This window comes from Herbidospora yilanensis (genome assembly GCF_001570565.1).
In the GTDB taxonomy this organism is placed as follows: Bacteria; Actinomycetota; Actinomycetes; order Streptosporangiales; family Streptosporangiaceae; genus Herbidospora; species Herbidospora yilanensis.
This window is the reverse complement of record NZ_BBXE01000033.1, coordinates 115,214-134,403: the sequence shown is the minus strand read 5'-3', so window position 1 is coordinate 134,403 and position 19,190 is coordinate 115,214. Positions and strand designations below refer to the sequence as shown.

Annotated in this window: 19 protein-coding genes; 8 read left to right on the top strand and 11 right to left on the bottom strand. The window is 71.7% G+C overall.

All coding sequences use genetic code 11. From position 1 onward, the window contains the following. Positions 1-17: 17 nt before the first annotated feature. On the bottom strand, positions 18-1,766 hold the full coding sequence (locus AW273_RS26520; RefSeq protein ID WP_062353591.1) for an ABC transporter ATP-binding protein: 1,749 nt from the start codon (positions 1,764-1,766) through the stop codon (positions 18-20). 52 nt (positions 1,767-1,818) lie between these two features. On the opposite strand from AW273_RS26520, the gene AW273_RS26515 reads away from it, so the two are divergent. The 4 genes from AW273_RS26515 to AW273_RS26500 all read left to right on the top strand — a co-directional run bounded on the left by AW273_RS26515 (position 1,819) and on the right by AW273_RS26500 (position 4,933). After that, entirely contained in the window at positions 1,819-2,229 is a 411-nt protein-coding gene (locus AW273_RS26515) for a MarR family winged helix-turn-helix transcriptional regulator (protein WP_232327605.1), read from the top strand. Between the two features lie 32 nt (positions 2,230-2,261). Beyond that, positions 2,262-2,624 carry an MmcQ/YjbR family DNA-binding protein gene (locus tag AW273_RS26510; RefSeq protein ID WP_083950070.1) on the top strand — a complete coding sequence of 121 codons (363 nt, stop codon included), beginning with the start codon at positions 2,262-2,264 and terminating at the stop codon, positions 2,622-2,624. Positions 2,625-2,679: 55 nt separating this feature from the next. Continuing rightward, positions 2,680-3,354, top strand: a complete 675-nt coding sequence (locus AW273_RS26505; RefSeq protein ID WP_062353586.1) for a hypothetical protein — start codon at positions 2,680-2,682, stop codon at positions 3,352-3,354. 316 nt (positions 3,355-3,670) lie between these two features. Beyond that, positions 3,671-4,933: an ATP-binding protein gene (locus AW273_RS26500; protein ID WP_198168373.1), complete on the top strand. Its 1,263-nt coding sequence runs from the start codon at positions 3,671-3,673 to the stop codon at positions 4,931-4,933. A gap of 65 nt (positions 4,934-4,998) precedes the next feature. On the opposite strand, the gene AW273_RS26495 is transcribed toward AW273_RS26500, so the two are convergent. The 7 genes from AW273_RS26495 to AW273_RS26465 all read right to left on the bottom strand — a co-directional run bounded on the left by AW273_RS26495 (position 4,999) and on the right by AW273_RS26465 (position 10,165). Next, positions 4,999-5,268: an HPr family phosphocarrier protein gene (locus AW273_RS26495; RefSeq protein ID WP_062353583.1), complete on the bottom strand. Its 270-nt coding sequence runs from the start codon at positions 5,266-5,268 to the stop codon at positions 4,999-5,001. Continuing rightward, positions 5,268-6,293 (bottom strand): zinc-dependent dehydrogenase, encoded by a 1,026-nt coding sequence (locus AW273_RS26490; protein WP_062353580.1) that lies wholly within the window; start codon positions 6,291-6,293, stop codon positions 5,268-5,270. The genes AW273_RS26495 and AW273_RS26490 overlap by 1 nt, the downstream gene beginning before the upstream one ends. Then, positions 6,290-6,727, bottom strand: a complete 438-nt coding sequence (locus tag AW273_RS26485) for a PTS mannitol transporter subunit IIA (protein ID WP_062353578.1) — start codon at positions 6,725-6,727, stop codon at positions 6,290-6,292. The genes AW273_RS26490 and AW273_RS26485 overlap by 4 nt, the downstream gene beginning before the upstream one ends. Beyond that, positions 6,720-7,031 carry a PTS sugar transporter subunit IIBC family protein gene (locus tag AW273_RS26480; protein ID WP_062353576.1) on the bottom strand — a complete coding sequence of 104 codons (312 nt, stop codon included), beginning with the start codon at positions 7,029-7,031 and terminating at the stop codon, positions 6,720-6,722. Before AW273_RS26480 ends, AW273_RS26485 begins: the two co-directional genes overlap by 8 nt. 5 nt (positions 7,032-7,036) lie before the next feature. Then, positions 7,037-8,140, bottom strand: a complete 1,104-nt coding sequence (mtlA, locus tag AW273_RS26475; protein WP_062353574.1) for a mannitol-specific PTS transporter subunit IIC — start codon at positions 8,138-8,140, stop codon at positions 7,037-7,039. 98 nt (positions 8,141-8,238) lie between these two features. Further along, positions 8,239-9,177 carry a 1-phosphofructokinase gene (gene pfkB, locus AW273_RS26470; protein WP_062353572.1) on the bottom strand — a complete coding sequence of 313 codons (939 nt, stop codon included), beginning with the start codon at positions 9,175-9,177 and terminating at the stop codon, positions 8,239-8,241. Positions 9,178-9,403: 226 nt separating this feature from the next. After that, positions 9,404-10,165, bottom strand: a complete 762-nt coding sequence (locus AW273_RS26465) for a DeoR/GlpR family DNA-binding transcription regulator (RefSeq protein ID WP_062353570.1) — start codon at positions 10,163-10,165, stop codon at positions 9,404-9,406. Positions 10,166-10,445: 280 nt separating this feature from the next. On the opposite strand from AW273_RS26465, the gene AW273_RS26460 reads away from it, so the two are divergent. The 4 genes from AW273_RS26460 (at position 10,446) to AW273_RS26450 (ending at position 14,205) form a co-directional block, all read left to right on the top strand. Then, on the top strand, positions 10,446-11,573 hold the full coding sequence (locus AW273_RS26460) for an ROK family transcriptional regulator (RefSeq protein ID WP_157556168.1): 1,128 nt from the start codon (positions 10,446-10,448) through the stop codon (positions 11,571-11,573). A gap of 61 nt (positions 11,574-11,634) precedes the next feature. After that, positions 11,635-11,778 carry a lasso RiPP family leader peptide-containing protein gene (locus AW273_RS37490; RefSeq protein WP_157556166.1) on the top strand — a complete coding sequence of 48 codons (144 nt, stop codon included), beginning with the start codon at positions 11,635-11,637 and terminating at the stop codon, positions 11,776-11,778. Between the two features lie 88 nt (positions 11,779-11,866). Further along, positions 11,867-13,525 (top strand): asparagine synthase-related protein, encoded by a 1,659-nt coding sequence (locus AW273_RS26455; RefSeq protein WP_062353564.1) that lies wholly within the window; start codon positions 11,867-11,869, stop codon positions 13,523-13,525. Next, complete coding sequence (locus AW273_RS26450; protein WP_062353560.1) at positions 13,522-14,205, top strand: lasso peptide biosynthesis B2 protein; 684 nt, start codon at positions 13,522-13,524, stop codon at positions 14,203-14,205. Before AW273_RS26455 ends, AW273_RS26450 begins: the two co-directional genes overlap by 4 nt. On the opposite strand, the gene AW273_RS39215 is transcribed toward AW273_RS26450, so the two are convergent. The 3 genes from AW273_RS39215 to AW273_RS26435 form a co-directional block, all read right to left on the bottom strand. After that, positions 14,178-15,200, bottom strand: coding sequence for a hypothetical protein (locus tag AW273_RS39215; protein WP_062353557.1), 1,023 nt, complete (start codon positions 15,198-15,200; stop codon positions 14,178-14,180). The two genes, AW273_RS26450 and AW273_RS39215, sit on opposite strands and share 28 nt — an antisense overlap. A gap of 35 nt (positions 15,201-15,235) precedes the next feature. Next, on the bottom strand, positions 15,236-17,671 hold the full coding sequence (locus AW273_RS39210; RefSeq protein ID WP_062353554.1) for a LuxR C-terminal-related transcriptional regulator: 2,436 nt from the start codon (positions 17,669-17,671) through the stop codon (positions 15,236-15,238). Between the two features lie 130 nt (positions 17,672-17,801). Continuing rightward, a complete protein-coding gene (locus AW273_RS26435) occupies positions 17,802-19,139 on the bottom strand; it encodes a DUF1996 domain-containing protein (RefSeq protein WP_198168372.1) in 1,338 nt (445 codons plus the stop codon). Between the last annotated feature and the right edge of the window lie 51 nt (positions 19,140-19,190).

Here is a 19,190-nt window from a genome sequence, read left to right as displayed (position 1 = left end):
GGTCGCCTACGCGGTGATCATCCTGCCGCTTCAGTGGTCGTCAGGGTGAGCTCGTCGCGGTTGACCAGGGCCGCGTAGTGGCCGCCCAGGGCGAGCAGCTCGTCGTGGGTGCCGCGCTCCACGATGCGGCCGGCGTCCAGGACGATGATCTGGTCGGCGTCGCGGACCGTGGACAACCGGTGGGCGATCGTCAGGGTGGTCCGGCCTTCGGCCAGCTCGTCGAGGGCCTCCTGGACGGCCCGCTCGGTCTGGGTGTCGAGCGAGCTGGTGGCCTCGTCGAGAATCAGCACCGGAGGGTTGCGCAGCAGGGTCCGCGCGATGGCCAGGCGCTGCTTCTCCCCGCCCGAGAAGCGGTAGCCGCGTTCGCCGACGAGGGTGTCGTACCCCTCCGGCAGCGACATGAGGTGGTCGTGGATGCGGGCCGCCCGCGCCGCCGCGTGGAGCTCCTCGTCGCTCGCGTCGGGCTTGGCGAAGCGCAGGTTGTCGGCCACCGAGGCGTGGAAGAGGTAGGTCTCCTGGGAGACCACGCCGACCGTCTCGGCCAGTGACTCGAAGGTCAGCTCCCGCACGTCGACGCCGTCGATGGTGACCCGGCCGGCCGTGACGTCGTAGAGGCGGGGGAGCAGGTAGCTGAGGGTGGTCTTGCCCGATCCGGTCTCGCCCACGATCGCGAGACGGCTGCCGGGCGGGACCGCGATGTCGATGCCGGTGAGGGTGGGGGTCTCGCCGTAGGAGAAGTCGACGCCCTCGAACCGCACGTCGCCCTTGACCCGGTCGAGCGCGCGGTCGCCGGGGTGGATGTCGACCTTCAGGTCGAGGTATTCGAAGATCCGCCCGAACAGCGACATCGAGCTCTGCACCTCGACCCCGAGTTGCAGCAGTTGCACCGACGGCCGGAACATCGAGGTCTGGAGGGTGGTGAACGCCACCAGCGTGCCGACCGACACCGCGCCGGTCCACCCCACGGCCCAGTAGACGACCGCCGGCATGGCCGCCATCACGATCTGGATCGACGACTGCCGCCACCGCCCCGCCATCGACGACCGGACCTCCAGGTCGGCGAGGTCGTCGGAGGAGGCCGCGAACCGGTCGGTGAGGGTTCCGGTACGCCCCATCGTGCGCCCCAGCAGGATCCCGCTGATCGACAACGACTCCTGCACCATCGAGGCCATCGACGCCATCTTGACCTGGCGCTGCGTGGTGATCCGCCGCCGCTCCTTGCCGACCTTCCGGCTGATCCACACGAACACCGGCAGCAGCCCGAGGGAGATCAGCGTCAGCCGCCAGTCGAGCGCCACCATGGCCGCGATCGTGGCGATCACCGAGGTCAGGTAGGAGATGAACGAGGTCGCCGTGGTCGTCACCACGGCCTGCATGGCCCCGATGTCGTTGGCGATCCGCGACTGGACCTCACCGGTCTTGGTCCGGGTGAAGAAGGCCAGCGACATCCGCTGGAGGTGGTTGTAGACCGACTTGCGCAGGTCGTGCATGACCCGCTGGCCGACCGTCGTCGAGATGAACGTCTGCAGCACGTCGAACACGCTGGTCGTCACGGCGATCACGATCATGCCGAGGGCCAGCATCGACAGCAGCCGCGCGTCGCGGTCCGGCAGGGCGGCGTCGAGGATCTCCCGCAACAGGAACGGCGAGGCCAGCGACACCACCGACGACAACACGATCAGTGCCCCGACCGCGCCCAGCTTGCGGCGGTAGGGCCTGAACAGGCGGATGACGCGCCTCAGCGGCGCTCGGGGTTCTTTGTCCATGATGTACACTCAAACAGAGGTTAGCTCACATTCATTCCACGAGGCGAGTGCTTTGTCTGACGGCGAACTGTTCGAGCTGGTCCACCGGGTCGACCACCGCATCCGGCGGGGCTACCGCGAACGCCTCGAACCCCTGGGCATCAACCCGGGCCAGTCGCGCGCCCTGCGCGCCCTGGTCTCCGCCGGAGAGCCGCTGCGCATGGCCCGGCTCGCCGAACTGCTCGGCATCGTCCCCCGTTCCCTGACCTCGGTCGTCGACGCCCTGGAGGCGGCGGGCCTTCTCGTACGGTCCGTCGACCCCACCAACCGGCGCTCCACCCTCGTCTCCGTCACCCCCACAGGGTTGTCGGTCCACGAGCAGGCGCGCGTGGCCCGGCGGGAGGCCGCCGCGGAGGTCTTCTCCGTACTTTCGGACGAACAGCGCCGGCAGTTGTCGTCCCTGCTGCGGCTGCTCGACGGCTGAGAATGTCGGTGGGGTCTGGTAGCCCTAGGGGCATGGCGGTGAGTGTGGACGAGTTCCTGAAGATGCTTGACCATCTGCCCGAGGTGAAGCAGGGCTTCGGCGGCGAGTGGGTGTCGTTGAAGGTGCGCGGCAAGGGGTTCGGCTACCTGTGGGAACGCACCCGGACCGTGGGCCTCAAGTCGACCATCGAAGAACAGGCGGCCCTGGTGGCCGAACGGCCCGACGTCTTCGAGGTGCAGTTCACGACCGAGTCGACGGGCTGGGTGGTGGTCCACCTCGACCGCGTCGAGGCCGACGAGTTGTTCGAGCTGGTGACCGAGGCGTGGTGCATGACGGCCCCGAAGTCGCTGGTCGACAACCATGAGATCGTGTTGTGGCCGGATCTGACACGGTGATCGTCCAGCCCGGCGTGTCCTCTCATAGATCGACGACGAACAGGAACCCCATACCGTGGCCTCCGCCTGGGAATCCGCGCTGACGCACGCCTTCGGGCACCTGCTCGGCCGCCCGCTCGCCGACCATGACGCCACCGCGACCTACGGGGCGTTCTACGGCGGCAACTGGCTCTACGAGACCGGGCTCGACCGTCACCCCGGGTGGGTGCGCCGGGAGGCGCTGTCGGGGCGGGAGACGGTCAGCCATCCCCAGGTGCTGATCCTGCTCGACGGCTACGCCGACCTGGTGTTCGACGCGAGCGGCTCCCTCTTCGAGGTCGACCCGGCCGACTTCGCCGACGGCCTGGTCGCGTCGGTGTCGGTGTTCGCCAAGCCGGGCATCGTGCGGGGGTCCGACCTGGCCGCGCTGCTCGACGGGCACCCCGGCGAGCCGGGATGGCAACTCTGGCAGGCGCGCATCGCCTCCGACGGCACCCTGCTCGGCGCGCTCAAGGCCGCCACGGCCATCGGCGACTCACCCCGGAGCCTCATCCCTCCGTCCGACGAGCCCGACGAGCGGGCGGTGATCGCGCATCTGGAGGCGTTCTCCGATCCGGTGTCCGACGATCTGGCCTACTGTCCCCAGGCGCTGAACGAGGCCGTCATCGCGATGTGGGAGGGCGCGGTCGACCAGTACGAGATCACGATCTGGAACCTCGACCAGCTCACGGCACAGAGGGCGACGACCTAAGGCCGGCCATTGGGAGTTCGGGGGTCGTGGGTGTCGATTCGCCGTCCGGTCGGCAGATCGACTACTGAGGCGGCAGGTTCGCCAGGAGCAGTGCGGCGCATGCATCCATAGCAGCCTTGATCTCGCGGCCCACCGTGGGATTGACCAGAAGGTTCTGCCAGACACACCGTGGGCGGTTCGGCAGGACGGCCACAGTCGCTCCGGCAGATCCACCATCACTGTACCGGCAGAATGACCACGACGCCCTCGGCAGATCGACCACTGAACCACCGGCAGATCCGCCATGAGATTGGCGTTTGGCCATATCATCGGCCAAGTGGACACGGATGAACTCGCCCTCTATTCGCGGCGGACCGAAGCGATGGTCTGGGAGGCGCTCGCCGACACCCGGGTCGTGGTGATCAACGGCGCCCGGCAGGTCGGTAAGAGCACCCTGGCCCTCTCGGTCGCCCAGCGAACCCCCGGCTCCCGGGCGATCTACCTCGATCAGGCCGCCGTCCGGGCCGCCGCGCGCCAGGACCCCGACGGGGTCGTCCATCATCACGGGCTGCTGGTCATCGACGAGATCCAGCGGGTGCCCGATCTCCTGCTGTCGATCAAGCGTGAGGTCGACGCCGACCCGCGTCCCGGCCGTTACCTTCTCACGGGTTCCGCCCGGCTGTTGGGGCTGCACGACCTTCCCGACGCGCTGCCCGGAAGGTCGGAGACCATCGAGTTGTGGCCGCTTTCCCAGGGAGAGATCGACGGCCGCCCCGACGGGTTCGTCGACGCGGTCTTCCGCTCGCGGGCCGACACCGTCTTCCCGCCGTCCTCACTCCGCCGGATGGACTATCTCGACCGCGCCCTGCGCGGCGGTTATCCGGAGGCCGTCCACCGCCCCACCCACCGCAGACGGGCCAGGTTCCTGGAGTCCTACGTCTCCGACCTCATCAACCGTGACGTGAAACAGATCTCCGACATCGAGCGGCCGCTGGACATGCGCCGGCTGCTCAACGTCCTGTGCGGCCGCATGGGCGGGCTGCTCGTGCTCGACAACATCGGCCGCGACCTGGGCCTCCCGCGGAGCACCGTCAAGCGTTATGTCGACCTTCTCGACCTGGTCTATCTCGTCCGGCGTATCCCGGCCTGGTCGTCCAACGCCACCACCAGGGCCGTGGCCACGCCGAAGCTGCTCGTGGTCGACTCCGGACTGGGCGCCCACCTGGCCGGTCTGACGCCGTCGAGGGTCACCGACATCACCGCGCCCATCGGCCCTCTCATGGAGAACTTCGTCCTCGGAGAAATGGCCCGCCAGCTCACCTGGAGCGAAGAACCGGTCCGGCTCCACCACTACCGTGATCGTGACGGCGTTGAAGTCGACGCCGTCCTCGAACGGGCGTCCGGCGAGATCGTCGGCATCGAGGTCAAAGCGGCCGAGACCGTGCGGGCGGAGGACTTCCAGGGGCTCCGCAGTCTCTCCAGGAAGGCGGGCGAGCGATTCATCGCCGGGTTCGTGATGTACGCGGGCAGAGACGTGCTCCCCTTCGGCGACGGGATGAGGGCGGTGCCGATGTCGGCCCTATGGGAAACCTCGCCATGATCGGCGGGACAATGCAGAAGACGGCCGGGCGCCCCCCGAATGGGTGCCCGGCCGTCCCGGTCGTGCTATTCCGCGTCGAGGTCCCGCTCCAGCAGTTCCGCCAACGTCGTCAGGGCCGCCTCCGCGCCCTCTCCCTCCGCCGACAGCGTCACCTCGGTCCCGTGGGTCGCGCCCAGCGACAGGACCGCGAGCATGCTGTCGGCCCGGACCGCCTTCCCGTCCCCGATCCGGATCTTCACCGGGACCCCCGTCCCGGCCGCGGCCTGGACGAAGAGTTTGGCCGGGCGGGCGTGCAGGCCCGTCGAGGAGGCCACGGTCACTGTTCTCTCTGGCATCACGGCTCCACGGTGACTTTGATGGCCTCGCCGCGCATGACGATGTCGATGCCCTCCAGGACGTCGGTGAGCGGCAGGCGGTGGGTGATCAGGTCGGCGACCGGCACCGCGCCCGTCGCGATGAGTTCCAGGGCCTGCTTGTTGTGGGCGGGGCTCGAACCGTTCGCGCCGACGATGGTCAGTTCGCGGTAGTGGACGAGGTTCGAGTCGAGGCGGATGATCGGGTCGTCCTTCGGCAGGCCGCCGAAGAAGCTGATCCGGCCCTGGCGGGCGACCATCCCGAGCGCCTGCTCCTGCGCCACGCCGGAGGCCGCGGCCGTGATGACCACGTCGGCGCCGCGGCCCTCGGTCAGCTTCAGCACCGCCTCGGTCACGTCGTCGCCGTGCAGGGCGGCGTCGGGGTTGACCAGGACGGCGGCCATCTCCAGCCGGTCGGGGTTCAGGTCGGCCAGGATCACCCGGCGGGCGCCGCGGGCGCGGGCCAGGCGGACGTGCAGGCAGCCGATCGGGCCCGAGCCGATCACGACCACGTCGTCGCCGGGGCCGACGCGGGCCAGTTCCTGGCCGTTCAGCACGCAGGCGAGGGGCTCGGCGACCGACGCCTCGGCGAAGCCGACCCCGGGGGGGATGCGGTTGACGCCGTCGACGGCGAGGACCTTCGCGGGGACGACCATGTACTCGGCGAAGCCGCCGTCGTAGTGGTAGCCCATCGACTCCTGGTTCGGGCAGACGGTCATCCGGCCCCGCTCGCACTCGCCGCACTCCCCGCACGGGATCGCCGCGATCACCTGCACCCGGTCGCCGGGCTCGAAGGCGCCCGTCCCGGTCACGACCTCGCCGGCGATCTCGTGGCCCATGACGCGCGGGGGCCGGATGTGGTGGTGGCCGAACTTCAGGATCTTGGCGTCGGTGCCGCAGGTGGAGCAGTTGCGTACCCGGATCAGGAGTTCGCCCGGACCCGCCACCGGCTCCGGGCCGTCTTCGACCCGGATGTCGCCGGGCGCGTGGAAACGCGCGACCTTCATTCTGTTCCCTCCAAGAGGAGTCGGAGGACCTCCGCCTCGTCGGCCGTCTCGCGCAGAGCCTCGGCCGCGTCGGGGTCCATGAGTATTTCGGCCAGTTCGGCCAGCAGGCGGACGTGGCCGTCGCCCTTGGCGGCGATGCCGACGCACAGGCTGACCTGTTCGCCGTCCCAGTCGACGCCGCCGGGGAACCGGAGCACGCAGACGGCGTCGCGGTGCACGACCTCCTTGGCCTTCACCGTGCCGTGCGGGATCGCGACGCCCTCCCCCACGTAGGTGGAGAGCGTGCGCTCACGTTCCAGCATCGCCGCGATGTACGGCTCCGCCGCCGCCCCGACCGCCACGAGCGTCTCGCCACACTGGCGGATCGCGTCGTCGCGGTCCTTCGCCACGCAGTCGAGCCTGATGGCGCGCGGGTCGAGCGGGATGTCAGCCACCGACCACGCCGCCGTTCTTGATGGTGTTCACCAGCTTCGTCACCGCCGGGTCGCCGATGAACACCTGGAACGGGATCAGCACCGCTCCCTCGGGCGTCGACTTGCGGGCGCGGGCGGCCAGGCCCGCGTGGGTGACCACGACGTCGGCGTCGCCCGGGATCTGGTCGACCGGTGAGTGGACGACCTCGATGCCGTTGCCCTTGAGCTGCTTGCGGAGCGTGGAGGCCAGCATCACGCTGCTGCCCATCCCCGCGTCGCAGGCGATGACGATCTTTTTGACTGCCGCGCTCTCGATGCCGGCCATGGGGATCACGCCTCCTGCGGAGTGGTGGTGGGCTGGGAGTCCTCGGCCGGCGTCTCCTCCTTCTCGCCCCGGCCGAAGCCGAGCAGCGCCGAGGCGACCACGAAGGTCACGCCGGTGGCGACGAGGACACCCGCGAGTACGCCGAAGTAGCCGCCCGCCGGGGTAACGGCCAGATAGGCGAAGATGCTTCCCGGGGCGGGGGAGGCCACCAGGCCCGAACCCGTCGCGATGAACACCAGGATGCCGGAGGCGCCACCGGCGATCATGGCCAGGATCAGGCGGGGCTTCATCAGCACGTACGGGAAGTAGATCTCGTGGATGCCGCCGAAGAAGTGGATGACGATGGCCGCCGGGGCGCTCGGCCGCAGGGCGCGCGGGCCGAAGAAGAAGTACGCCAGCAGCAGGCCGAGACCCGGGCCGGGGTTGGTCTCCAGCATGAACAGGATCGACTTGCCGGCCTCGGCGACGTCGGCGGCGCCGAGCGGGGTCAGCACGCCGTGGTTGATCGCGTTGTTCAGGAACAGCACCTTGGCGGGCTCGATGATGATCGAGGCCAGCGGCAGCACGTTGTTGGTGACCAGCCAGTTGGCGGCGTCGCCGGCGACCTTGGTGACGGCCTCGATGACCGGGCCGATGCCCCAGACGCCCAGCAGCGCGACCGCGCCGCCGATGATGCCCGCCGAGAAGTTGTCGACGAGCATCTCGAAGCCGGCCCTGACGCGGTCCTTGACCGCGTCGTCGAACAGCTTCAGCAGGAACGCGGCCAGCGGGCCGATGATCATCGCGCCGAGGAACATCGGCACCTCGGCGCCGACCACGACGCCCATCGTGGCGACCGCGCCGACCACGGCGCCGCGCTGGCCGTGGACCATACGCCCGCCGGTGTAACCGATCAGTACCGGCAGCAGCACCTTGATCATCGGGTCGACCAGGCCCGCGAACATCTCGTTCGGGATCCAGCCGGTCGGGATGAACAGGGCGGTGATGAGACCCCACGCGATGAACGCGCCGATGTTCGGCATGATCATCCCGGCCAGGTAGCCGCCGAACCTCTGGATCGTGGCCTTTATCCCGGTGCCCTCCACGGGCGGGGTGTAGTCGGTGGTCATGTGTGCTCCTTTCCGGGGAGCTCGGGGGGTGGAAAGGGAGAGCGAGACGCGGACGGCCCGAGGCCGCCTGCCTCCGGAGACAGGAGATCTGGCCGCGATCAGCCCCCCGAAAGCGGCCGGTTCGGATCGGGTTCGCTGACGGTCACCCGGTCACGTCTGATGTCGCCGGGCCCCGGCATGCGGCTGCCCGGAAGCTGCACCGCCGCCGTCGCCCAGGCCAGCCCCTCGACGAGGGCCGCCTTCCCCCGGGCCCCGGCGGCGAGGAACCCGGCCAGTAACGCGTCGCCGGCCCCGACGGAGCTGCGCGGCTCCTCCGCCGCGCACTCGCCGTGCCAGACGGTTCCGTCGTCGACGAGCAGGGCGCCGTCACGTCCGAGGCTCGCCAGTACGGTCTCCGCCCCCATCGCGCGCAGTTTCGCGGCCGCCTCCATGGCGTCGCCGACCGTGTCGATGGGGGAGCCGGTGGCCTCGGCGAGCTCCTCGCGGTTGGGCTTGACCAGCCGGGGCCCGGCCTGCACCGCGGCCAGCAGGGCCGGGCCGCTGGTGTCGACGGCCACGTTGATGCCGGCCTGGCGGAAGCGGCGGCAGAGGGTGGCGTACACGTCGGAGGGGACCTGGGGCGGCAGGCTGCCCGAGGCGACCACCCAGTCCGCGCTGTGCGCGGCGCCGAGGACGGCGGTGGCGATCTCCTCCAGCTCGCGCGCGCTGAGCGTGGCCCCGGGCTCGTTGATCTTGGTGACGGTGCCGTCGGGTTCGGCGAGGGTGATGTTGGACCGGGTGGTCCCGGCGACCGGAACCATGATCATGTCGATGCCCTCGACGTCGAGCAGATCGATCAGCCGCCGCCCCTCCTCGCCGCCGTAGGGCACCACGGCGCACGAGCGCACGTGGTTGGCGAGCAGCGCGCGGGAGACGTTGACGCCCTTGCCGCCGGGGTCGAGATGGGCGGCGGCGGCCCGGATGACCTCGCCCCGCGCCAGCGACGGGATGTCGACGGTGCGGTCGAGACTGGGGTTGAGGGTCAGCGTGAGGATCATGCGCGCGTCACCTCGGGTCCGTGCGGCGCCAGGCCGAGCGGGTCGGGGGTCCGCGCAGGAGTCATACGGGGACCGTTCGGGCCGTGCGTGGCCGGGCCGGGCGGGCCGGGGATCCGCGCAGGAGTCATGCGCGGACCGTTCGGGCCGTGCGGGGCCAGGCCGGGCGGGGTGGAAGTCATGCGCGGACCATTCGGGTGGTGCGGGGCCGGGCCGGGCGGGTCGGGGGTCATGCGCGGACCACCTCCGGGCCGTGGAGGGCCAGGTCGGCGGCCACCTGGGGGTCGAGGGTGGTGTCGGTGATGACGACGTCGATCTCCGACAGGGTCGCGAAGCGGGCCAGGAAGGTGTCGCTGAACTTGGTGTGGTCGGCCAGCAGGACGCTGCGCTGGGCGGAGGCGATCATCGCGCGCTTGATGGCGGCCTCGGCCGGGTCGGGGGTGGTCAGGCCCTTGGCCACGGAGATGCCGTTGGTGCCCATGAACGCCACGTCGACGTGGATGCCGGCCAGTGGGCGCAGCGCCCAGTCGTCGACGGTGGCGAGGGTGCGGCCGCGCACCCGGCCGCCGAGCATGATGACGTTCAGGTTGGCCCGCGCGGCCAGGATCGTGGCCAGCGGCGGGGAGTTCACGATGACCGTCAGCTCGCGGTCGGCGGGCAGTTCCTGGGCCAGCCGCCGCGTCGTCGACCCGGCGTCGATGATGATCGCGCCGTCCTGGGGCAGTTCGCCGAGGGCGGCCTTGGCGATGCGCTCCTTCTCGGACGTCATGACCTCGTCGCGCGCCGCGAGCGCGGGCTCGAAGCCGAGTCGTTCGACGGGGATGGCCCCGCCGTGGACCCGCCGCAGCACCCCGGCCTTCTCGAGGGCGGTCAGGTCGCGGCGCACGGTCTCGGTGGTGACGGCGAACTCCTCGGCCAGGGTCACCACGTCGACCCGCCCGGCGGCGCGGGCCCGGCGCAGGATCTCCTGCTGTCGCTCCTCGGCGTACATGATGTTGGTTTCATCCTTGGGTGTGTTGTTTTATCTGTGATTACACCCGTTTTACCTGGATGGTCAAGAGTTGAAACCAATACGAAACCAAGCGAGCGCCGCGGATCAGGCGCAGACCGGGGTGGCCGGCCGAGGGGCGTACCTCCCATTCGGCCCCGTCTCTCCCCGGGTGGGCCGTGATGTGGCGACATGTCACTGTGTGATCGCTTTTCGGGGTGAAATCGCTGTGTCACGATCGAGGCGGCACGACTCGTAATTCGAATTCGGCGGCGGGGTGCCCGTGCACGAGACACGTGACCTACTCGACCCGGAGACCAGGAGCGACAGCGTTCTCCAGGTCATCAGGGCGCTGATGTGCCGTTCCGGCATGCGCACCGAGCTCGCCAGGCGCACCGGCCTGTCGATCGCGTCGGTCAGCACGGCGGTGCAGCGGCTGCTCGACGACGACATCGCCCACGGAGGCAAGAAGGAGGCCGTCGCGTTGCGGCCGGTGACCGGGGTCGCCGTCGGCGTGCAGGTCGGCACCCGCCACGTCACCGTGGCCGCGCGGTTGCCCCACTGGCCGCGTGAGCGGGTGCGGCTCGTCTCGCTCGGGCACGGGCTGCGTGACGGCGGGGCCTGGATCGACGCCGCGGCCGGCGCCGTGGCCGACCTCGCCGGGTCGATCGGGCGCGGCCGGGGCGACGTCGCGACGATCGGGCTGGCCGTGCCCTGGCCGGTCGACCCGCGCGACCTGTCGCCCTCGCCCCCCTCGCCCTGGTTCGCCGCGCCCGACCTGCACCGCCGCCTCTCGGCGCGGTTCGGCGAGGTCAGGGTGGTCGTCGACGCCGACGCCCGGCTGGGCGCGCTCGACGAGCAGACCTACCACCATCCGTACGAGACCCTGCTCTACGTCGAGATCGCCGAGCACGTGCTCGGCGGGCTGGTCGTGGGGCCGCGCATGGTGCGCGGCGCGCTCGGCCGGGCGGGGAGCGTCGGGCACCACTCGGTCGACCCCGTGGGGCTCGACTGCTGGTGTGGCGAAAGGGGATGTTTGGAACGTTACATCAGCGTTCCGGCGGTGCTGGAGGGGGTGTACGTGACCATCCGGGCCCGAGGGGAGGAGCCGCCCACCTCGATCGGCGCCCTCATCGACCGTGCCCGGGGCGGTGACCCCGACTGCCGCTGGGCCCTGGTCGCCGCCGCGAAGAGGCTGGCCCGCGCCCTGCGCGAGAGCGCGGTGACCCTGGAGACCCGGGCGGTGGTGCTGGGCGGCCCGCTCGCCCCGGGCCTGCGGCTGGTCGCCGCCGAGTGCGAGCAGGAACTCCGCCGCTCGGCGTGGACCCGGCACATGGAACTGCGGTTCGCCCAGCCGGACGCCGCCGCCCACGGGGCGCTGATTCTCGGGCTCATCGGCCATCTCCACTGACTCTCGGTAGAGTCACTCTGGTCTCTTCCCTATCCCACTTCACAGGCACAGGTGGTCATTCATGTCAGCAGAGGGGCCCGAACCGCTTTCGCCGGAGCCCGACTATGAGCCGCCCACCCTCATCCGCCTCGGCCGGGTCACCGAACTGTTCGGCGGGAACTCCAGCAGCGGAAACGCCGACGCGAATTCCGACTATTACTGGTGATTTCGGAATTCTGATCAGGACGGTCGGCGGCCGTCTCGACGGGGGCACCGACCTGCCGGGAAGACCGGTCTGGCCCGCCGCCGAAGCGGTGCGGGTCTATGGATCGCCCCCGTCCGGCCTGTTCAGAGCCGTCGACCGAGGCTCCTGCCGGGCCGTCTTCCTCGGCCACGTCCTGGCCACCGAGCGGGAACTGCGCACCGCCCCGATCCGCGAGTTGCCCGGCGCCTATTCCTGCGTGATCGTCACCGCCGACCGGGTCGAGCTGCACACCGACCGCGCGGGTCAATTCCCCTTCCATTTCTCGGTACGCGGCCACGAGACCCTGACCGCCCATCACGCGACCCTTCTGGCCGCGCTCCATTCCCGCGTGCCCGACCCGCTTTCCGCGGCCATTCAGATCGTGTGCCCGAATGTGCTCGCGCTGACAATGGGCCGTTCCTTCTTCACCGACGTCGGGCGCTACGAGAACACGCACCACGGCCCCGTGGTCCCGCTGCGCGCGGCGCTGGTCGAGGCCGTCCGGCGGCGGGGACCGGGGGTGAGCGCCGACTTCAGCGGGGGCATCGACTCGACCTCCCTCGCCTTCCTCGCCGCGGCCGGGGGACCGGTCGACGCGGTCGTCTACCACCACGACCGGCTCCCCGCCGCCGACCTCGCCGCGGCCCGGCGGGCGGCCGCCCTGAGCGACCGCATCAGGCTGAGCGTGGTGACCGGAGACCAGGAGACGCTGCCCTACCAGGGGATCGACGAGGCGATGATGCCCGATGGGAGGGCCTGGATGCCGGGGTTCGACCTGCCCCCCGCGCCCGGTTTCCCGGCCCATCGCACTTCGGCGGGGCTCGACTGGCCGGCGCCCGGAATCCTGGCGCGTCGGCGGGCGGCGCTGCGGCTCGACTGGGCCCGCCGGAGAGGAGCGGGAAGTGCCGTCCACCTCACCGGCGAAGGCGCCGACGCGTTGTTCCAGCCGCCGCCCTCTTACCTGGCCACCCTGGTCAGGCAGGGTGAGCTGCGGAGGTGGGCGAGCCACAGCGCCCGGTTGAGCCGATTGCGGCAGGCGTCGGCGCTCGACCTGGCGGTGCGGGCGGCCCGGCTCGCCACGACCTCCCACGGCCGGGCGCTCCGCGTGCTGGCCCGCTCGCTGACCCGCGCCCCGGCCGACGAGGCCCCGGGACCGGCCGACGCCGTCGGCTGGTGGAGCGTGCCGGGCCAGGCGGCCGGATGGCTGACTTCGGGGATCAGGAAGGATCTGTCCGACCTCGCCGGCGACCCGGCCACCGCCCGGCGGCTCCCGGCGGGCCTGACGCCGGCCCGGCACGCGACCCTGGCGGCCCTCCGCTCGGCCGCCGCCGCGCAGCGGTTCCTCCGCACCCTCGGCGACCACCTCGGGGTGGCGGTGCACGCCCCCTACCTGGACGACGCGGTCGTCGGCGCGGTCCTCGACGTCCCGGCGCCGGTCCCCGACCCGTCGAGGGCCAAGCCGCTGCTGGCCGACGCGCTGACAGGCCTGGTTCCCGAGCCGGTGCTGACCCGCCGGACCAAGGGCGCCTACCAGGCCGAGGAGTACGCGGGCGCCCGCGTGGCCCGGCGGCGGATCGCCGGCCTGCTGGGCGACTCACGTCTGGCCGACCTCGGCGTGCTCGACCCGGCCGCCGTCACGGTCACGCTGAGCCGGTTGAACGCCGGGGCGCCGGTCCCGCTGAGCGCGCTCGGGCGGCTCGTGGCCCTGGAGGTGTGGCTGCGCGGATGATCTACCAACTGGCCGACCACGAGCGCGGCCTCGTCCTCGTCGACGTCCGCACGGGCGAGTGCCATGTGCTCAACCGGCCCGGCATGGTGACCTGGAGCGTGCTGAGCTCGGGCGGCACCCGTGACGACGCGGTCAGCGCGCTGGCCTCCCGTTATCCGGCCGTGCCCGGCGACCGGCTGCGCGCCGACGTCGACGCCCTGCTCGACGACCTCCACCAGGTCGGCCTGGTGCCGGTGGCCGCGCCCGGGCATCCGGCGGAGGGCCTGGGCCGGGCGCAGCCGGTCGACGTGCCGATGGCGGCCGGGCCGCCGGGCCGCCCGGGTTTCCGGGCGGCCCTCTTCCTGGCGGTGGCCGCGGCGGTGCTGCTGCTGTTCCCGTTCAGGGTCGCCCACCGGCTCGCCCTGGGCGCGGGCCGGAACCGGCGGGCCCTCGATCCGGCGACCGCGCGCCGGATGGTCGCCGACGTCGGCCGGGCCGCCGGCTGGTTCCCCGGCCGGGCGGCGTGCCTCCAGATCTCCCTGGCCACCGTGTTGTGGGCGGGATGCCGGGGACGCCGGGCCGACTGGTGCTTCGGCGTGCTGCCCGACCCGTACACCTTCCACGCCTGGATCGAGGCCGGCGGCGAACGCGTCACCACCGGCGACGAACCCTCCTACCACCGGCTGCGGCCCTTGCCGTAGTCCATGGGCAGCGCCTGGAGGCGGTCGACCGGGATCTCCGACAACACGAAGTACTTCTCCGGGCCGTCGGGCTCGACGAGGTGGTCGGGGTCGAACAGCCCGAAGTAGGGGTCCACGCCGCCGTTGCGCGCCATGTGGGGGCGGGGGTCCTCCGCGTACGTCACCAGCGCGCCGCCCTTGTCGGTCATGATCAGGCCGTATTCCTGCATCGCGCGGGCGATGGTCCGGGCGGCGGGGGAGGTGAGGGTCGAGACGTCGAACGCCGGGTCGAGGCGGAAGCGCTGGCCCTCGCACGGGATGTCGTCGCCCTCGACGAAGCCGTCGTCGCGGGTGGCGGGCCAGCTGTGGCAGTTCGCCCGGGTCCGGACCGTCACGATGTTCAGCGCGTGGTCGATGTAGCCGCGCCGGAGCTCCTCGACGCGGATCGTGAACGCGCCGAACGGCAGGCCCGTGGCGGTCGCGCCGAGCGGGTCGTCGAAGACGCCGGGGTTGCGCGAGTAGTCCTCGATCTTGCCGCCCCAACAGGCCGACCAGTTCCCCAGGGCGTCCTTCTCGGCGCGCCAGAAGTCCCAGTAGGTGTCGGTGGAGGGCTGGTAGATCGCCACGGAGGCGTCGGTGCCCTTCGAGACGATCAGGTCGCCGGGGGTGGGCACCGACCGCAGCGAGTCGGCGATGACCGGGGCGAGGTGGGGCAGGCCGAGGCAGTCGGAGAAGCGCCACTGCCTGCGGGGGGTGTGCCTGCCGACGGTGTAGATCGGAGCCGAGTACTCGTCGGTGTTGATCGCCCAGCTTCCGTAGTTCTGTTCCTTGTCGAGCTTGATGTTGTTCACGATGGCCTGCGAGTTCGGGGCCAGCGGCACGTCGCGGGGGAGCTTCTGGTTCCACGGGCCCCACTTGGCGAAGCCGTTGGTCGGCCTGGGGTGGGCGTCGGCCGTCGCGGGCGCCATGACCAGCGCCGTGGTCAGGGTCAGGATGAGCGCTTTGCGCAGCAGCATGGCGCGAGGGTAGGCGCGGCCGGCGGCCGGAGGCTTCAGGGTGCGACCCCGGGAATTCCGGCCGCCGACCCCAGTTCGCGCAGCTCCCGCCGCGAGGTGATGTCGAGCCGCCGGAACACGTGCCCCAGATGGAACTCGACCGTCTTCACGCTGACCACGAGCCGGTCGGCGATCTCCCGGTTGGTCAGGCCGTCGCAGGCCAGCCCGGCGACGGCGCGTTCGGCGGGGGTGAGGTCGTCGAAGGGACGGGCGGCTCCGTCGACCACCAGGCCCGCGTCGCGGGCGGCGGCGCGCGCCAGGTCCTGGTAGGCGCGCGCGCCGATCCGCTCGAACTCCCGGTACGCCGCCCGCAACGCCCGCTCGCCCGCCTTCGTCCGGCCCCGGAGCAGGTGGCAGCGGCCCGTGAGGAGGTCGACGAACGCGCGCTCCAGCGGGAAGGGCGCGGCGTGGCGGCGGGCCTCGGCGAAACAGGCCAGCGCCCGCTCGTGCTCGCCACGCGCCATCGCGATCAGCCCCCGGGCCCGCGAGGCGCCCAGGCCGTCGGGGAGATCCGGGGGGTCCCCGAGATCGCCCGCCCGGCCCAACTGGGCGAGGGCCTCCTCCCGGACCGCGCCGAGCAGGTGGGTGCCCGGTTCGCCGGCCGGATAGATCCCGGCCAGGTCGGTCGAGGCGGCCAGCGCCCACGACGGGTCGTCGCGGGCCCGCGCGACGGCGATGGCCGCCGCGGCGGCGTAGACGCGGGCGGCGGGCACGCCGGTGGCGCGGGCCCAGCGGGCCGACTCCTCGGCGTGGGCGCCCGCGCGGGCCCATTCGCCCATCGCGGCCAGCGGGTAGGCGGCCTGGGCGTGCAGCATGGCGTAGTCCCAGACACGCTCGTTGTCCTGGGCGTCGGCGACGGCGAGCTCGGTGTGCAGCACCGCCTCGGCCAGCTCGCCGCGCCGGTAGAGCGCCTCGCCGAGGAAGCCGAGCGCCTGCCCGACCCGCAGCGGTTCGCCCTCGGCGGCGCGGTGGACGGCCAGCCGCAGGTCGGCGCAGGAGCCGTCGAGGTCGCCGCGCCACAGGCGGATGATGCCGCGGGCCACCAGGCCGTCGAGCCCGGCGGGCGCGCCGGGGCTGTCGGCGGAGGCCAGCGGCTCCAGCGCCTCCTCGCCGCGTCCGGCGACGGCCAGGCCGAGCGCCCGCGCGAACCAGGCGAAGGCCGCCACCCAGGGTTCCCGCGCGCCCGCCACCGCCCGCGCGCCGAAGGTGATCATGTCGTGGTCCGAGACGGTGACGACGCCGATGACGGCGAGCTGGCTCGCGATCCGGGCGTCGAGGTCGGCCGGCCCCTCCTCGTCGAGGTCCAGCGCGCGCAGCAGGAGCGATCGGGCCTCGGCCACCTGGCCCATCAGGAGCGTCTGGTAGCCGTACACATAACGGCCGCGCCTGCTCCGGTCGGCGGCCAGCCAGCCGCGGAACGGCAGGGTGCGGGCCAGGTCGCCGGCCACGAGCATGGCCTCCAGCGCGGCCAGCCGGAGGTCCCGGTCGCCGGTCAGCGGGAGCGACTGGGCCAGCAGGACCGCCGCCTCCTGGGTGCGGGAGTCGCGCTGCAGCCGGATCGCCTCCCGGGCGATCTCGGCCGCCAGCACCTCGTCCGGCGCCCCGCCGGCGGCGGCGATCCGGTGCCGGAGCGAGTCGTGCCGGGCGTGCAGGGCACGCCGGCGGGCTTCGGGGATGTCGTGGTAGAGCACGCTGCGGACCAGCGCGCTGGTGAACTCCAGCCCCTTGCCGGTCCGCCGCACCAGGCCCGTCGCCACCGCCGCGTCGGAGTCGGCGGTCCAGCGCCGCCCCTGCACGGAACCGGCCTCCAGCAGGGCCCTGACCTCGGGCGGGCATCGTTTCAGGCGGTCCCGCACGGCCGTCACGACCGAGCGGGGCGCGGGCAGCGGGCCGGAGCCGTAGGCGAGGGTGTGCGGGTCGAGTTCGTCGAGCAGGTGGCGGGCGTGCAGGGGATGGCCGCCGGTGTGCTCGTGCAGGCGGGCCGCCCCGGCGGCCGACAGTTCCGGATGCCCGCACAGGGCGGCCAGCCGGATCAGGTCCCCGGCGCTCAGGCCCGACAGGGTGACCCGTTCGGTCATGAGGCGGCGCCAGCCGTCGCCCAGGGCGCCGAGGTCGCCGACGACCACCACGAAGACGTCGGGGCGGCGCCGGATCGCCAGGCGCAGCGCGCCGAGCTGGTCGCGGTCGGCCCAGTGGGCGTCGTCGAGCACCACGACGCAGTCGCGGAACACCGGTTCTGGGCCCTCCCAGGCCAGTTCCGGTTCGTGTTCGTCGGCGGCGGCCCAGAAGACCGGCCGGTCCTGGCTCGCGGTGAAGCGGCGGGCCAGCGCCGTCTTGCCGATGCCCGGTTCGCCGTCGATGCCCACCACGTGTGCCCTGGTGGTGGCCAGCCAGGTCAGCTCGGCCTGGCGGCCGACGAAAACCTCCCGCATTCCGGCTATTCAACGGTCTCGCCGTGGATCGCCAAAGGGGTGGCGGCAGCCGTACCGGAAAAGGGCTCTTGGCCGGTGAATCTTTCACGGGCTCCCGGCCGCGCCGAGCCGGGAGCTCTTCAGCGGCGCGTCACGGAAGTTCGAAGTTCTCCGTCAGTGCCGCGCCTCGATGCGGTTTGTAGAGGTCGTAGCCGCGCGGGTTGCACTGGAGCCCGCCGTTGATGCAGTGGCGGACCAGCGCGGCCAGGATCGCCGGGTCGTCCCAGGCGTTGAAGAAGTCGTAGTGCCACGAGTAGCCGCGGCCACTCGACAACCTGGCGTTCGACAGGTCTCCGCTCGCCGGGAAGGCGATCTTGAATTCCAGCATCGGCACCGCCACCGGGTGGGACGAGGGGCAGTAGCCGCCGACCGGGTAGGCCATGTGGCTCTTGTGGTTGGCGCTGTCGAGGTTCACGCCGTCCCAGCAGCTCGGGGCCTGGTAGCGGACGTTGACCTGGCTGCCGGCCGGGCAGTTGGCCGGGATGTCCCACTGGAAGGAGATGTCTCCGCACTCGAAGCCCTCGACCCGGCCGGGGGAGTCGCGGAACTCGGCGAGCGTGGCGGTCGGGCTGCCGACGACGAAGCGCAGCCCCTGCGGGAAGGGCACCACGCGCCAGTATTCGTGGATGCCGGACTTGTAGTAGATGACCTGGTTGCCGATCGGCGCGATGAGCTGGTCGCCCTTGTAGAAGCTCGGGAACCAGTAGGCCGACTTGTCGTGCGGGTTGGTGCACGACGTCGAGCCGTTGAGCAGCGACGCCGAGGTGCTGGCGGCGTTCGTCGTGGTGTTGCCGACGAAGGTGTGCATGTGGGAGGCGCCCGGCAGGTTGGGGTAGACGATGGGGTCGTCCGGGCGGTGCTGGGTGAGCGAGCAGTTGGCCTGGAACTCGCGGTGGGTGACCGGGTCGGTGAACGTCGGGCTCGGGACCGGCTGCTGGCCGGAGCCGCCCGTGCCGTAGATCTTGAACTCCCACAACGAGTAGCCGTAGCCGGTGCCGCGCTGGGTGCCGTAGAGGCGGACGTAGCGCCCCGAACCGGTGACGTTCAGCGTCTGCGTGCCGCCGGTGCCGGTCGTGGTGGTGTAGACGTCCGTGTACGGGCCGCCCGCGTTGGCGGAGGTCTGGATCGTGAACGACTTCCCGTAGGCGCCCTCCCACTGGAGGACCACCTGGGAGATCGTGGCGTTGCCGCCCAGGTCGACCTGGATCCACTGGGGGTCGCTGAAGGCGCTGGCCCAGCGGGTGCCGGTGTTGCCGTCGAACGCGGCGCCGGCGGCGTAGCCATCGCCCTCGTTCGACGAGGCGGTGGCCGGCCGGTTCTGGGAGATGAGGGCGTCGGCGGCCATCGCGGGCGCGATGACGGCCAGCCCGGCCGTGATCGTCGCCACGATGGTGGCGACGATCAGGCTCAGGCGTATTCGTGGATGCACGGCGTCTCCTCGGCAAGAAGGGGGGTGATGGAGAGCGCTCTCCAAAGGAGA